This window comes from Kitasatospora sp. NPDC028961 (genome assembly GCF_055564815.1).
In genome coordinates this window covers 23,761-36,330 of the sequence record NZ_JBVHVO010000045.1, presented here as the reverse complement: position 1 = coordinate 36,330, position 12,570 = coordinate 23,761, and the positions used below count along the sequence as shown (strand labels likewise).

The following is a 12,570-nucleotide window of genomic DNA, read 5'->3' as shown; positions in this document are numbered from 1 at the left end:
CTGGACAGGTGCCCCCCCCCCTGCCGGGGGCAACACCTGTCCACGCGGGGGGGGGGGGGTGCGGGGAGGGGTGCGGCGGCCGGCGCCACCTGGGTGGCCCCGGCCGCCGCACCGGAGCTCAGCCCCGGCAGCCCTCCAGCAGGCGCAGCCACACCTCGCTGATCGTGGGGTACGCGGGCACGGCGTGCCAGAGCCGGTCGATCGGCACCTCGCCGACCACCGCGACGGTGGCCGAGTGCAGCAGCTCGGCGACCCCGGGGCCGACGAAGGAGGCACCCACCAGTACCTGACGGTCCTGGTCGAAGACCACCCGGGCCCGCCCCCGGTAGTCGTCGCCGTACAGCGAGGCGCCGGCGACGGCACCGAGGTCGTGGTCGATCGACCTGACCCGCAGCCCGGCCCGCTCGGCCGCCTCCAGCGTCAGGCCGACGGCCGCCACCTCCGGCTCGGTGAAGACGACCTGCGGCGCTCCGGCGCTGTCGGCCGACGCGGCGTGCGCGCCCCAGCGCGCGGTGTCCAGCGCCCGCCCCTCGGCGCGCGCGACGATCGCCGCACCCGCGATCCGGGCCTGGTACTTGCCCTGGTGGGTGAGCAGCGCCCGGTGGTTCACGTCCCCGGCCGCGTACAGCCAGTCGCCGTCGACGCCGAGCACGGTGCAGCTGTCGTCCACCTCCATCCAGGTGCCCGGCTTCAGGCCGACCTGCTCCAGGCCGACGTCCGCCGTGCGCGGGGCCCGGCCGGTGGCGTAGAGCACCTCGTCGGCGGTCAGCCGCTCGCCGCCGTCCAGCACCAGCGTCACCCCGGCGCCGTCGACGCGCTCCAGCGAGGCCACCGCCGCGCCGAAGCGCAGGTCCACCCCGGCGGCCCGCAGGCCCTCCGCGACCAGCTCGCCCGCGAACGGCTCCATCCGGGGCAGCAGCGCGTCGCCGCGCACCAGCAGGACGACCTCCGAACCGAGCGCGCGCCACGCGGTGGCCAGCTCCACGCCGACCACGCCGCCGCCGACCACCGCCAGCCGCCCGGGCACGGTGGCCGAGCCGGTCGCCTCCCGGTTGGTCCACGGCCGGGCGTCGGCCAGCCCGGGGACGCCCTCCGGCAGCACCGGCCGGCTGCCGGTGCAGACCGCGACGGCGTGCCGGGCGGTGAGCAGCCGCTCGGTGCCGTCCTCCGCCTCGACCGTGACCGCCCGTTCGCCGGCCAGCCGGCCGTGCCCGCGGACCAGCTCGATGCCGGTGTCACGGAGCCACTGGACCTGGCCGTCGTCCTGCCAGTGCGAGGTGAACGAGTCGCGCCGGGCCAGGACGGCGGCCGCGTCCAGCGCCCGGTCGCCGACGGCCTCCCGCGAACCGGCCACCGCGCGGGCGCCGGCCAGCGCGGCCACCGGGCGCAGCAGCGCCTTGCTCGGCATGCAGGCCCAGTAGGAGCATTCACCGCCGACCAGTTCGGCCTCCACGATCACCGTGCGGAGCCCGGCGGCGGCGGTCCGGTCGGCGACGTTCTCGCCGGTCGGGCCGGCGCCCACCACGATGACGTCGTACTCCTCGGGGGTGGTCGTCACGTGCGGTCCTCCGTCGTGTCGATGGTCACCCCGGCGCGCAGGGCCAGGGTGACGGGCGTGCGTTCGCAGACGTCGAGCAGCCGGGCGCGCTGGTCGTCGTCCAGGGCGCCGGTGAGCGAGACGAGGCGCGAGACCCGTCCGTGCTGCCCGTCCGTCTCGTAGTCGAGCCTGACCCGGACGGCCTCCAACGGCCACTCCTTGCGCGCCGCGTACATCCGCAGGGTGATCGCGGTGCAGGAGCCGAGTGCGGAGAGCAGCAGCGCGAACGGCTCCGGCCCGGTGTCCGAACCGCCGCGGCGCACCGGCTCGTCGGCGGTCAGCGGGTGGGTGCCGGCCAGCACGTCGACGTGGAACGGCACGTCGGCGCCGCTGCCGGTCACCTCGGCGGTGGTGACCCGCCGGAACCTCGGCGGCGCCGCGGCCGCCTCGGCGCCGGTCGTGCTGGTCTGGGTCTGGCTCATGGCGGGCGGCCTCGCTCTCGTTCGGTGGCACGGGCGCCCGGAGGGACACGGGCGCCGTGCCCATCCTGCGCCGCCCGGCCCGCCGCGCGCAGCCGAACACGCGGGCGAGTGCGCGGAGGGGCAAGCACCCGGGCGCGCAGAGGGTGGATCACCGGGCCGGGCCGCCGCGCACAAAGGCGCGCCGACCCCGCCCGGGCCGGCGGATCACCGGCCCCTACGATCACCGGCCCCTACGATCACCGGGCCCCCACGATCACCGGGCCGCGGAGCCTTCCGGGCCCACCCGCTCCGCGAGCTCCGCCAGCACCGCCGCCGTCTCCGCCGGCCGGGAGAACATCGGCCAGTGCCCGGTCGGTAGCTCCCGCAGCTCCCACTCCGGGCCGCCGAGCTGCGCGAAGTACGGATGGCCCGAGGCGATCATGGCGCGGACCTGCTCCAGCGGGAACGAGCAGGAGATCAGCGCCTTCGGCAGGTCCGCCCCGGCGCCGGTCAGCCGCAGCGGCTCGGTGAAGGTGGCGGCCGGCTGGTCGGTGGCGCGCTCGCGGACTGCGGCGCGGGCGGCGTCGTCCAGGCCGTCCGCGCTGCTGCCGGCGGCGGCGAGCTCCTCCCAGGACGGCAACGGGTGGCGGCCGTCGACCAGGGTGGCCAGCACGTGGGCCCGGTGCTCGGGCTCCCAGAGATCGCCCAGCGCGGCGCCGTCGGGGACGGGACCGCTGTCGAGGTAGACCACCCGCCGGATCCGCTCGGGCATCCGGTCGGCCGCACCGGTGACCGCGGTGCTGCCGCCGCTGTGGCCGACGAGGACGACGTCCCACAGGTCCTCGCGGGTCAGCAGGTCGGTGAGGTCGGCGATGTGGGTCTCCACGCCGACCTCGGGCCCCGGCTCGGCGGCACGCTCGGCCAGCCCGGCCGGGGTCACCGCGTGGACGGTGTGCCCGGCCTCGCGCAGCGGGCGGGCGACGTCGTCCCACGCCCAGGCGCCCAGCCAGAAACCGGGAACGAGAACGAAGGTACTCATGGGACCACTCCTTGTCCGGGGGGAATCCGTCAGGACCGACTCTAGGATCGGAGCCGGACAGATCTCGCCCGGATTAATTCCGGATCCCGTCCGGGTCGGCACGGGCCGGCCGGCCGACGAAGGGGGAGCCGATGAACCACCCGGTCAGCCGGGTCCTGGCCCTGCTGGAGCTGCTCCAGGCCAGGCCCGGCCTCACCGGCCCGGAGCTCGCCGCCCGCCTGGAGGTGGACGAGCGCACGGTGCGCCGGTACGCCGCCAGGCTGGCCGACCTCGGCATCCCGGTGCAGGCCGACCGCGGCCGCTACGGCGGCTACCGGCTGCGCCCCGGATTCCGGCTGCCGCCGCTGATGCTCACCGCGGACGAGGCGGCCTCGGTGGTGCTCGGACTGCTGGCCGGTCGCCGGTCGGGGCTGTCGGTGGGGGAGCAGGCCGCCGAGTCGGCGCTGGCCAAGATCCAGCGGGTGCTGCCGACGGAGCTGCGCGAGCGGGTCGAGGCGGTGGAGCAGACCCTGGGGCTGACCTCGGCGCCCGCCGCCGGCCCGAGTCCGGCCGGAGCCGCGCTGTTCGCGCTCGCCGAGGCGGCCCGCCGCCGGCGCCGCGTCCGGCTCGCCTACCGCGACCGCCTGGGCGTCCCGAGCGAGCGCGAGTTCGACCCGTACGGGCTGGTCTTCCACTCGGGCCGCTGGTACACCACCGGGCTGGACCACCGCAGCGGCGAGCTGCGGACCTTCCGGCTGGACCGGATCGGGACGGCGGAGCCGAGCGGGACGCCCTTCGAGCCGCCGGAGGACTTCGACCCGGTCCAGCGGGTGGTGGAGTCGCTGGCCTCGGTGCCGTGGACGCACGAGGTGGAGGTGCTCCTCACGACCACCCTCGACGAGGCCCGGCAGCGGATCCCGCCCGTGGTCGGGACGCTCACCGCGGCGGACGACGGCCGCGTCCTGCTGCGCGCCCGGGCCCAGAACCTCGACGGGTTCGCGGTGATGCTGGCCGGGCTGGGCCGGCCGTTCACCGTCCTGCGCCCGGACGCGCTGCGCACGGAGGTCCGGGCGCTCGCCGCCCGGCTCGCCGGGTGGGCCGAGCAGGGGTGAGCGGGCCCGGGCACCGGATCAGTGCACGGCGGGCGCGAGCTCGTCCGTGACGGGCCGGTCCTCGGAGGCCTCGCCGCGCATCAGCCGCTGCGGCCGCCGGACCAGCAGGTAGCCGACGCCCGCCAGGGTCACCAGGCCGACGCCCAGGAGCGCGGCCCACACCTGGTACCAGGGCGCGCCGGGCGGCGCCAGGATGCTGCGCGGCCAGCAGATGTTGACCACCTCCAGCCCGGTCCACAGCACCGCGAGGGCGTTGATCACCGTGCCGGCGCGCCCGTACGAGACCTGGCCGGACGGCCGCCACACGCCGCGCAGCCGGGCCACCAGCGCGGCCACGCTGAGCAGGAAGAACGGCAGGAAGGTCGCGGCCGTGCCGAAGGTGATCAGGCTGCCCATCGCGGTGGACTCCAGTCCCAGCGGCAGCGCGGCGGAGCTGACCACGGTCGCCGCGACCAGCCCGCCGATCGGCGCCCGGTGCCGGTTGACCCTGCGGACCTGGTCGGCGAACGGGAAGACGCCGTCCCGGGCCAGCGAGTAGAGGCCGCGGGCGGCGCCGCCCTGCGAGGCCAGCAGGCAGGCGGTGAACGAGATCAGCACGACGACCACGAACGGCTTGGCGGACCAGTCGCCGAAGGCCGAGGTGACGGCGGTGGTGACCGGGTCGAGGTCCTCCCCGCGCACCACGGCGGCCGGGTCGGGGTGGGCGAGTTCCACGGCGACGGCGTTCAGGATCACCACGACGCCGACGCTCATCAGCGCCCACCACATCGCCCGCGGGACCTGCCGGCTCGCGTCCTTGGTCTCCTCGGCGGTGGAGACGCACGCGTCGAAGCCGATGAACGCCCATCCGCCGACCGCGATCACGGCCAGGAAGGCCGCTCCGGTGGAGACCCCGGCGGTGGCGGGGGCGTCCAGGAGGTCGGTCACCAGGCCGAAGCCGTGCGCCCGGAAGAGCAGCAGCAGCGCGAGCCCCACCAGCACGGAGGCGACCGTCTCGGCGGCGATGCCCAGCGAGACGAACCGGCGCAGCACGTTGACGCCGTAGGCGTTGACCAGCGTGCAGGCGAGCAGGAACGCGGCCGACACCAGCACCAGTTGCGCGGGCGTCGGGGTCACTCCGAAGAGCGCGAAGAACCAGGGTGAGGCGAGGTAGGCGACGGTGGTGTTGGCGAACATCACCGCGAACTGCCACATCCAGCCGGTCAGCCAGGCGAAGGTCGGCCCGGTGAGGCGCCGGCTCCACTGGTAGGCACCGCCGGCCAGCGGCCACTGCGAGGCGAGTTCGGAGTAGACCGCCACCACCAGCATCTGGCCGAGCAGGCAGACCGGCAGTGCCCAGACCCAGGCGCCGCCGGCCACCCCGAGGCCGACCTGGCCGACGGCGTAGAGGCCGACCACCGGGGAGACGACGGCGAAGCCCATCGAGATGTTGCCGAGTACGCCGAGGCTGCGGCGCAGCTCCTGGCGGTAGCCGAGGGCGGCGAGCCGCTCGGCGTCGGAGCGGGCCGCACCGCTGTCGCCGGTCGGGCTGCCGCCGGAGGGGGCGGTGCCCGGGCCGCCGGGCGTCACGCCGCCGCGGGCTCTCGGGAGGTTGTCGGTCATGGGGCGTCCACCTTGCCGTCACCCGTGGTGAGCCCCTCGGACGGGCCCGCCACAGAAAACTAACTTTGTTAGTCAGGGACGGTAACCCCCTCACCCGGGGCAAGGGAAGAGTCGAGACCGGGCTGTAATACCGTGGGGCCGACGCAGCCGGCAGGGAGGGACGACGAGCGTGGGACGACCGACCAGGGCGTTGCTGAGCAGGGAGATCATCGCCAGGGCCGCCCTCGCCGTGGTCGACGAGCAGGGCTCCGACGGCCTCACCATGCGCGCGGTGGCCGACCGGCTGGGCGTGAAGGCGGCCTCGCTCTACAACCACGTGAGCGGCAAGGACGACCTGATCGACGGGCTCGCCGAGCTCGTCAACGCCGAGATCGACCTGGGGCCGCTCGACGGCACCGATCACCGGGAGTGGCGGACCGGCCTCACCGCCTACGTCCGCGGCTACCGCGCCGCCTTCCTGCGCCACCCCCACACCATCGCGCTGCTGGCCCGCCGCCGGGTCGGGGCCGACCTCCAACTGCTCGGCTACGAGGCCCTGCTCGGGGCGCTCGGCCGGGCCGGGCTGGCGCCCGCCGACGCCGCCGAGGTCGCCGCCGCGGTCGACTACCTGGTGCTCGGGTCCGCGCTGGAGACCTTCACCGCGGGCTTCACCCGCCCGCCGGCCGAGTACCGGCCCCGCTACCCGGCCCTCGCCGGTGCGCTGGAGGCCGCCGCCGAACGCGGCGGCGGGCCCGGCTCCGGGGCACCCGGGCTGGACGAGCGCGGCTTCGAACTCGCGCTGCGCCTGTTCCTGGACGGCCTCGCCGCCCGGCTGCCCACGCCCTGACCGGGGCGCCCCGGCGGACAGGGTGACAGCGGGCCCGCAACGGCGACGGGGCTGGAAGCGCGGGCCCGCAACGGCGACGGGCCCGGGGGCACTCGCCACCCGGGCCTACCGTCGCGGAGTCACCCGCGCCGCCGTACGACCGGCCCCGGGCGGCTCCGCCCGCCCGACCGGCCGCCCCGACGGCCGCGCTCAGGCCTCCGGGCCGCCGTTCTGCTCCGCCGCGACCTTGCGCTTCACCTCGGCCATGTCCAGCTTGCGGGCCTGACCGATCAGATCCTCGAACACGGCCTCCGGCAGCGCGCCCGCCTGCGAGAACACCAGCACGCCCTCGCGGATGATCGCCAGCGTCGGGATCGACTGGATGCCGAACGCGGCGGCCAGCTCCTGCTGCGCCTCGGTGTCGACCTTCGCGAAGACCAGGTCCGAGTGGCGCTCGGCCGCCTTCTCGTAGACCGGGGCGAACTGGCGGCACGGGCCGCACCAGGCCGCCCAGAAGTCGATGAAGACGAAGTCCTTACCGTCCTGGCCAGGGACGATGTCGTCGAAGTTCTCCTTGGTCAGCTCGACCGTGTTGCTCATCTCGCGGTTCCTGCCCTTCCGGGGGTGGCGGTTCAGGCCATCTGCCCGGCACAACCGCGACCGTCCGCGCACTATTCCGGAGCCCCCCTCCGGCGGATTTCCCGGCCGGGCGTTGAGTGCTCCGCCGTCGGCGCCCGTACTGGTGGGTGTCCGCGTCAGCGCGGTACGAACAGCGCGGCCCGTGTCCGAGCGGCCGTGCGCGTCCAGCCGGGGGAGAAGCACCCATGCGCAGCAACAGTCGCACCACCCGTACCAGTCGGATCGCCGTGCTCGCCGCGTCCGGGATCGCCGTGGGCGCCCTGGTGGCCGGGTGCGGGTCGTCCGGCTCCGGCAGCGGCGGGTCCGCCACGCCCGCCGGCTCCGGCGCCGCCCCGACCGCGCCCGCGGCGCCGAGCAGCCCCGCCGCCCCCGCCGACGCCACCCTGAAGACGGCCACCGACCCCAAGCTCGGCACCATCGTGACCGACAGCGCCGGCTTCACCCTCTACCGCTTCGACCAGGACACCGCGCAGCCCCCGATGTCCAACTGCAACGGCAACTGCGCCTCGATCTGGCCACCCGCGCCGGCCGACGGCTCGGTCACCGTCAAGGGCATCGACAGCAAGCTGGTCGGCACCGTCACCCGGGCCGACGGCAGCAAGCAGATCACCCTGAACGGCTGGCCGGCCTACCGCTACGCGCCCGACAAGCAGCCCGGTGACACCAAGGGCCAGGGCGTCGGCGGCACCTGGTGGGCGCTGACCCCGGCGGGTGGCAAGGCGGGCGCCGCGAGTTCCGCCCCGAGCACGCCGGCCGCCCCCGGCGGTGGCTACTGACCCGCCCCGACGACGGTCCGGACCGGACGTGGAACCCTCGACCCGGAGGTACGGGTGCGCGAAAATGGCGTCGTGACCGACGAGCACCGCGGTGGCGGTGCGCCCGCACGCGGCGCCGCCGCCCCGGACGAAGAACTGATGCGAGCCCTGTACCACGAGCACGCGGGGCCGCTCTTCGGCATCGTCCTCCACCTGGTCGCGGGGGACCGCCAGCGGGCCGAGGACGTGGTGCAGGAGACGCTGGTCCGGGCTTGGCGCAACATCGACCGGCTCGACCCGGGCGGCGGCTCGCTGCGGCCCTGGCTGGTCACGGTCGCCCGGCGGATCGTCATCGACGGCCACCGCAGCAGCCTGGCCCGCCCGCGCGAGGTCGACCCGGCACCGCTTGAGCTGCTGCCCGCGGAGGACGAACTGGACCGCGCACTGCGGCTGATGACCATCTCGGAGGCGCTCGGGGACCTGTCGGAGGCGCACCGGCAGGTCGTCGTCGAGACCTACTTCAAGGGCCGCTCGGTGAACGAGGCGGCCGCCGAACTCGGCATCCCGGCCGGTACCGTACGGTCGCGGGTGTTCTACGCACTGCGCTCGCTGAAGCTCGCGCTGGAGGAACGGGGAGTGACATCGTGACATCGTCCGAGCCCGGTCCGACCGGCTCCGAGCAGGGCCACGCCGCCGGCGGCGAGCACCTGGACGTCGGCGCCTACCTCCTCGGCCTGCTCGAACCGGCCGAGCGCGACGCGTTCGCGGCGCACCTGGCCGGGTGCCCGCAGTGCACCCGGGAGGTGGCCGAACTCGGCTTCGTGGAGCCGCTGCTGGCCGAGTACGCGGCCTCCGCCGAGGCCGCCGGGATCGATCCGGCAGGGCCGGCGCCCCGGCCGGACGGGCGACTGCTGGACCGGCTGGTCGCCGAGGTCTCGGCAGGGCGACGCCGGGGGAGGGTGCGGCGGCTGGTCCTGGTCGCCGCGGCCGCGGTCCTGGTGGTCGCCGGTCCGGCCGTCACCGCCGTCGTGGTCACCGCGGACTCCACGCCCGGCGTGGTCGCCGTCGCGGCCCAGCAGTTCACCGCCACCGACCCGACCACCGGCGCGCACGCCGTCGTCGGCGTCGACGGCAAGGGGTGGGGCAGCCAGGTGAGCCTCGAACTCTCCAACGTCCAGGGCCCGTTGAGCTGCGACCTGGTCGCCGTCTCGCACACCGGGGAGCGCTGGACGGTGACCAGCTGGAGCGTCCCCGCGGCCGGCTACGGCACCACCGGCGCGGCCCCGGCCGCCCTGCGGACCACCGGCGGCACGGGCCTCCAGCCCACCGACATCGACCACTTCGAGGTCCGCACCCTGGACGGCGCCACCGTCCTGGTCACCGTCCCGGTCCACCCGGCCTGACCCGGGCGGGCGGGGCCGGCCGCCGCCTGCCGTACGGACCTCGTCGGTCCGCCCGGCGGTCGGGCGGGCGGCGGGGTCGGGGGGCCGGTGCTACGCCTCCTCGGTGTCCGCGCCCAGGCCCACCGCGCGGGCGAGGGCGGCCGCCAGCGGCGCGCGGCGGTCGGGACAGTGGTCCGCGGCCCAGGCGTCGGCCAGCCGCAGGAAGGCGGCGAGGTCGTCCGCCGCTCCGGTGACGAGGCGGCGCAGTCGGTCGAGCGGCAGCTCGATGACGGGACCGTCCCGGACGGCGCCGTCCGGGGTCAGCCGCACGAGCGTGCCGTCGCGCCGGGCCTCCGGAGTGGGGTCGTGGCCGAAGAGGGCGAACCCGTCGCCGTCCAGGACTTCGTACCAGTCCCGCCACTCCTCCAGCCCGTTGCAGCAGCCCGGACGAAGGACGGTGCCGGTGGCCGGGTCGAAGACCCGGAAGCCGCCGGGGGCGGCCGGGTACTCCGAGGTCAGCAGGCCGTGCAGGAACCGGCCGGCCGGGTCGCCGGATTCCTCGCCGGGGCTGGGCTCGGCCTCGTTGTGGTCGGCGATCTGCATCACCGCCGTGCCGACGTCGGCCGGGCTCATCGCGGCGCCCAGCGGGAGGAAGCCGTACGGCTCGTACGGGCCGACGGGCCAGAGGTCGAAGCCGTCGCGGCCGGGCGTCTCCAGGACGGGCTGCATCTCGATCACCGGGCGAGTCTGACGGACCCCCGCTCGGGGCGGCGCCCCGTTTTCGGGGGTCGTGCCCCCGGGGCGGTGGCTGCCCCGGGCCGATCCGGCACGCCGGCCGATGCCCGCCGCTCCCGGCGGGCGCTGCCGCTCCGGTCATGCGTCGCGACCGGCACCTGCGGTTACCGTCTCGCCTGAGCCCGCCGGCTGCGGATACCCGGGCCGATCCGGAACGCCGACCGTGCGCCGCGCCCCCCGCCCGCGCCCCCCGCCCGCGCCCCCGCTCCCGGCTACCGCCCCGCCGACGCCCGCTGTTCCGCCGCTGCGGCGATCCGGGTCAGGGCGCGGGCGCAGCGGCGGGCGAAGAGCCGCTGGCCCAGCGGGAGCAGCGGGCCGGCGAGGTGGGCGAACCAGCGGTCGGGGCGGCTGAAGGCGTTCACGGTGAACCGGACGGCCTTGTCGGGGCCCATCTCGACCAGGAAGGTCTCCTCGCCGACCGCGAGGTGCCCGCGCCGGGTGCCGTACGCGAAGCCGAAGCGGTCGGGGCCGTCCGCGCTCCAGATCACCCGGCAGGGGGCGGCGGCGCGCACCGGTCCGAGGCCGATCGCGCAGGTGACGGCGGTGCCGGGGGTGGCCCGGGTGGCTTCGGCGGCGATGCGGACGCCGGCGGCGCGGTGCATCCGCCAGTCGAGCACGGCGGCTCCGGCGGCGTCCAGGGCGGCGCGGCCGTGGCCGATCAGGGCGCGGTGGCGGAGGTGGTGGTAGCCGCCGGGCAGCGGGCGGTCGGGGGTGGTGCTGGCGCCGGTCTCGGGGTAGTTGAGGTCGGTGACCCGGGGGCGGTTCATCGCAGGGCTTCCTTCGGGTGGGGGAGGCGCGCGGTCGGCGCCTGGGGTCGGGCCAGGCGGCGCCAGGCGAGCAGCGAGCAGAGCGCGAAGCCGAGGGCGTTGCCGACGCCGTGGGTAGCGGCCATCCAGGTGAGGGTGGGGTGCGGGATGCCGGAGGCCTCGCCCAGCGCCCACCAGAGCGCGAGCAGCATGGTCGCGGCGAGGACGGCGGAGGCGGTCCCGAGCAGGACGGCGGCGGGCCGGTCGGCGGTGCGGGTGCGCAGGTCCCGCCAGGTGAGCAGGCCGACCAGCCACATCCCGGTGGTGAGCACGACGGCTCCGGCGAGTTCGGCCCAGTCGTCGACGAAGTAGCCGGCCAGGACGAGCAGGGTGCCGAGCGGCACGCTGAGCGCGGCCCAGCGGGCGGCGGCGCTCTCCGGCGCGGCTCGGCAGACCAGCCCGGCGACCAAGGCGGCGGTGAACCCGGCGTAGTGGAAGTGCGGCACGGTCAGCGCCAGGATGTCGAGGTCGAAGCCGAGGAGTTCGTGGCCCGAGCGCTCGGCGACCAGTGCGAGCCCGGCCACCGAGGGGGTGGCGAGGGCGGTCAGTACGGCGATCTCGGGCGGCGCGAGCGAGCGGGTGCGGGCGAGCCGGACCGGGGCGTGGGCGGCCAGGGCGAGGGTGCCGAGCGCGTAGAGTGCGGCGCAGCCGGTGGCGAGGCCGCCGCGCGGCAGCCAGAGCGACAGCGCGCCGGGGACGGCGGCCAGGGGCCAGAGCCGGCGGACGCGGGCCAGCCCGGGCTCGTCGATCAGGGTCAGGCCGAGCGGGATCACGGCGCCCATACCGAGCAGCACCAGCAGGTCGACCAGCTCCGCGGTGCCGCTGCCCATGGTGGCCGCGCCCCTTCCTTGAACACGTTCAAAGCCTTGCGCCAGTGACTGTACGCGGCGTACTTGAACGTGTTCAAGTCGAGCCGGAGCAGCCGCCTCCCCTGGTGCTCGCGCCACAGGCGGCGCACTCTGGAGGAGGAATCTCTGGAGGTGATCCGCCATGCAGACACTCGTTGGTTGGCACATCGAGATGGAGTTCCGTGAGGAGGGCGCGCGGACGGCCGCCGCCGCCCTGCTGAGACTCGGTGACGGAACCGAAATCCGCGCCCACGGCTACACCAGCCGCCACCCGTCGGACCCGGAGCAGCTGCGGGTCGGCGAGGAGGTCGCCGCCGCCCGGGCGCTCAACGATCTCGCCTCGCAGCTTCTCACCAAGGCCCACGGCGAGATCCAGGACGCCAGTCCCGTCCCGTCCCACCCGCTGTCGTGACGGCGCCGCAGGTCGGTGCCGGGTCCGGGGCCGAGGAGCCCAGGGCCCGCATCCCGCTGATCTGTCCGCGCTGCGGGCGGGAGCAGCAGGTCGTCCCCGGCGGTCCCGACCGGGCCGTGCGTGTCGTGCACGTCGGGACCGGCCGGGAGGCCTGCGAGCCGGGCGACCTCGCCACGGCTCCGGACGACGTGGGCTGAGCCGGGCCCGCCCGGCCCCGAGGACGAAGGCGGCCCGACAGGCATAGGCGAACCCACAGGCGCAGGCGAACCCACGGGCGTAGGCGAACCCACGGACGACGGCGGGGGGGGGGGGGGGGGGGGGGGGGGGGGGGGGGGGGGGGGGGGGGGGCGGGGGGGGGGGGAGGGGGTTGTAGTGTGGTGTGAGGGGGGCCAGAACAC

15 protein-coding genes are annotated in these 12,570 nt (G+C 76.0%); 7 read left to right on the top strand and 8 right to left on the bottom strand.

Annotated features, from left to right (window positions below):
* Window positions 1–118: 118 nt before the first annotated feature.
* The 3 genes from ACZ4UX_RS36500 to ACZ4UX_RS36490 form a co-directional block, all read right to left on the bottom strand.
* Entirely contained in the window at window positions 119–1,558 is a 1,440-nt protein-coding gene (locus tag ACZ4UX_RS36500) for a dihydrolipoyl dehydrogenase family protein (RefSeq protein WP_352296082.1), read from the bottom strand.
* Window positions 1,555–2,019: an OsmC family protein gene (locus ACZ4UX_RS36495; RefSeq protein ID WP_465709798.1), complete on the bottom strand. Its 465-nt coding sequence runs from the start codon at window positions 2,017–2,019 to the stop codon at window positions 1,555–1,557. Before ACZ4UX_RS36495 ends, ACZ4UX_RS36500 begins: the two co-directional genes overlap by 4 nt.
* A 253-nt stretch (window positions 2,020–2,272) precedes the next feature.
* A complete protein-coding gene (locus ACZ4UX_RS36490; protein ID WP_465709797.1) occupies window positions 2,273–3,037 on the bottom strand; it encodes an alpha/beta fold hydrolase in 765 nt (254 codons plus the stop codon).
* Window positions 3,038–3,168: 131 nt separating this feature from the next.
* Between ACZ4UX_RS36490 and ACZ4UX_RS36485 the strand changes: the two genes are divergently transcribed.
* Window positions 3,169–4,128, top strand: coding sequence for a helix-turn-helix transcriptional regulator (locus tag ACZ4UX_RS36485; RefSeq protein WP_359810757.1), 960 nt, complete (start codon window positions 3,169–3,171; stop codon window positions 4,126–4,128).
* Between the two features lie 18 nt (window positions 4,129–4,146).
* On the opposite strand, the gene ACZ4UX_RS36480 is transcribed toward ACZ4UX_RS36485, so the two are convergent.
* The gene (locus ACZ4UX_RS36480) at window positions 4,147–5,730 is read right to left on the bottom strand and encodes an APC family permease (protein ID WP_465709796.1); all 1,584 of its coding nucleotides are present in this window, start codon (window positions 5,728–5,730) and stop codon (window positions 4,147–4,149) included.
* Window positions 5,731–5,899: 169 nt separating this feature from the next.
* On the opposite strand from ACZ4UX_RS36480, the gene ACZ4UX_RS36475 reads away from it, so the two are divergent.
* Window positions 5,900–6,556, top strand: a complete 657-nt coding sequence (locus ACZ4UX_RS36475; protein WP_329487000.1) for a TetR/AcrR family transcriptional regulator — start codon at window positions 5,900–5,902, stop codon at window positions 6,554–6,556.
* 189 nt (window positions 6,557–6,745) lie between these two features.
* Here ACZ4UX_RS36475 and trxA read toward each other — a convergent pair whose 3' ends face one another.
* Entirely contained in the window at window positions 6,746–7,135 is a 390-nt protein-coding gene (trxA, locus tag ACZ4UX_RS36470) for a thioredoxin (RefSeq protein WP_352296069.1), read from the bottom strand.
* 224 nt (window positions 7,136–7,359) lie between these two features.
* Here trxA and ACZ4UX_RS36465 point away from each other — a divergent pair, with 224 nt between their 5' ends.
* From ACZ4UX_RS36465 to ACZ4UX_RS36455, 3 genes are all read left to right on the top strand, one after another.
* Window positions 7,360–7,950, top strand: a complete 591-nt coding sequence (locus ACZ4UX_RS36465; RefSeq protein ID WP_465709795.1) for a hypothetical protein — start codon at window positions 7,360–7,362, stop codon at window positions 7,948–7,950.
* Between the two features lie 72 nt (window positions 7,951–8,022).
* Window positions 8,023–8,577 (top strand): sigma-70 family RNA polymerase sigma factor, encoded by a 555-nt coding sequence (locus ACZ4UX_RS36460; RefSeq protein ID WP_465709794.1) that lies wholly within the window; start codon window positions 8,023–8,025, stop codon window positions 8,575–8,577.
* The gene (locus tag ACZ4UX_RS36455) at window positions 8,574–9,332 is read left to right on the top strand and encodes an anti-sigma factor family protein (protein WP_465709793.1); all 759 of its coding nucleotides are present in this window, start codon (window positions 8,574–8,576) and stop codon (window positions 9,330–9,332) included. Before ACZ4UX_RS36460 ends, ACZ4UX_RS36455 begins: the two co-directional genes overlap by 4 nt.
* A gap of 90 nt (window positions 9,333–9,422) precedes the next feature.
* On the opposite strand, the gene ACZ4UX_RS36450 is transcribed toward ACZ4UX_RS36455, so the two are convergent.
* The 3 genes from ACZ4UX_RS36450 to ACZ4UX_RS36440 form a co-directional block, all read right to left on the bottom strand.
* A complete protein-coding gene (locus ACZ4UX_RS36450) occupies window positions 9,423–10,040 on the bottom strand; it encodes a hypothetical protein (RefSeq protein ID WP_465709800.1) in 618 nt (205 codons plus the stop codon).
* 278 nt (window positions 10,041–10,318) lie between these two features.
* Window positions 10,319–10,873 carry a DUF1990 family protein gene (locus ACZ4UX_RS36445; RefSeq protein ID WP_465709792.1) on the bottom strand — a complete coding sequence of 185 codons (555 nt, stop codon included), beginning with the start codon at window positions 10,871–10,873 and terminating at the stop codon, window positions 10,319–10,321.
* Window positions 10,870–11,742, bottom strand: coding sequence for a YndJ family protein (locus tag ACZ4UX_RS36440; protein ID WP_465709791.1), 873 nt, complete (start codon window positions 11,740–11,742; stop codon window positions 10,870–10,872). Before ACZ4UX_RS36440 ends, ACZ4UX_RS36445 begins: the two co-directional genes overlap by 4 nt.
* Window positions 11,743–11,902: 160 nt before the next feature.
* On the opposite strand from ACZ4UX_RS36440, the gene ACZ4UX_RS36435 reads away from it, so the two are divergent.
* Complete coding sequence (locus ACZ4UX_RS36435; RefSeq protein ID WP_329486993.1) at window positions 11,903–12,172, top strand: DUF1876 domain-containing protein; 270 nt, start codon at window positions 11,903–11,905, stop codon at window positions 12,170–12,172.
* On the top strand, window positions 12,169–12,369 hold the full coding sequence (locus tag ACZ4UX_RS36430) for a hypothetical protein (RefSeq protein WP_465709790.1): 201 nt from the start codon (window positions 12,169–12,171) through the stop codon (window positions 12,367–12,369). The genes ACZ4UX_RS36435 and ACZ4UX_RS36430 overlap by 4 nt, the downstream gene beginning before the upstream one ends.
* The last annotated feature ends 201 nt before the right edge of the window (window positions 12,370–12,570 follow it).

What these genes read in the sequence shown, in the direction of transcription:
- ACZ4UX_RS36450 (WP_465709800.1), bottom strand. Translation starts at nt 10,040, where the DNA reads ATGCAGCCCGTCCTGGAGACGCCCGGCCGCGACGGCTTCGACCTCTGG.
- ACZ4UX_RS36440 (WP_465709791.1), bottom strand. Translation starts at nt 11,742, where the DNA reads ATGGGCAGCGGCACCGCGGAGCTGGTCGACCTGCTGGTGCTGCTCGGT.
- ACZ4UX_RS36490 (WP_465709797.1), bottom strand. Translation starts at nt 3,037, where the DNA reads ATGAGTACCTTCGTTCTCGTTCCCGGTTTCTGGCTGGGCGCCTGGGCG.
- ACZ4UX_RS36435 (WP_329486993.1), top strand. Translation starts at nt 11,903, where the DNA reads ATGCAGACACTCGTTGGTTGGCACATCGAGATGGAGTTCCGTGAGGAG.
- ACZ4UX_RS36485 (WP_359810757.1), top strand. Translation starts at nt 3,169, where the DNA reads ATGAACCACCCGGTCAGCCGGGTCCTGGCCCTGCTGGAGCTGCTCCAG.
- ACZ4UX_RS36445 (WP_465709792.1), bottom strand. Translation starts at nt 10,873, where the DNA reads ATGAACCGCCCCCGGGTCACCGACCTCAACTACCCCGAGACCGGCGCC.
- trxA (WP_352296069.1), bottom strand. Translation starts at nt 7,135, where the DNA reads ATGAGCAACACGGTCGAGCTGACCAAGGAGAACTTCGACGACATCGTC.
- ACZ4UX_RS36465 (WP_465709795.1), top strand. Translation starts at nt 7,360, where the DNA reads ATGCGCAGCAACAGTCGCACCACCCGTACCAGTCGGATCGCCGTGCTC.
- ACZ4UX_RS36480 (WP_465709796.1), bottom strand. Translation starts at nt 5,730, where the DNA reads ATGACCGACAACCTCCCGAGAGCCCGCGGCGGCGTGACGCCCGGCGGC.
- ACZ4UX_RS36495 (WP_465709798.1), bottom strand. Translation starts at nt 2,019, where the DNA reads ATGAGCCAGACCCAGACCAGCACGACCGGCGCCGAGGCGGCCGCGGCG.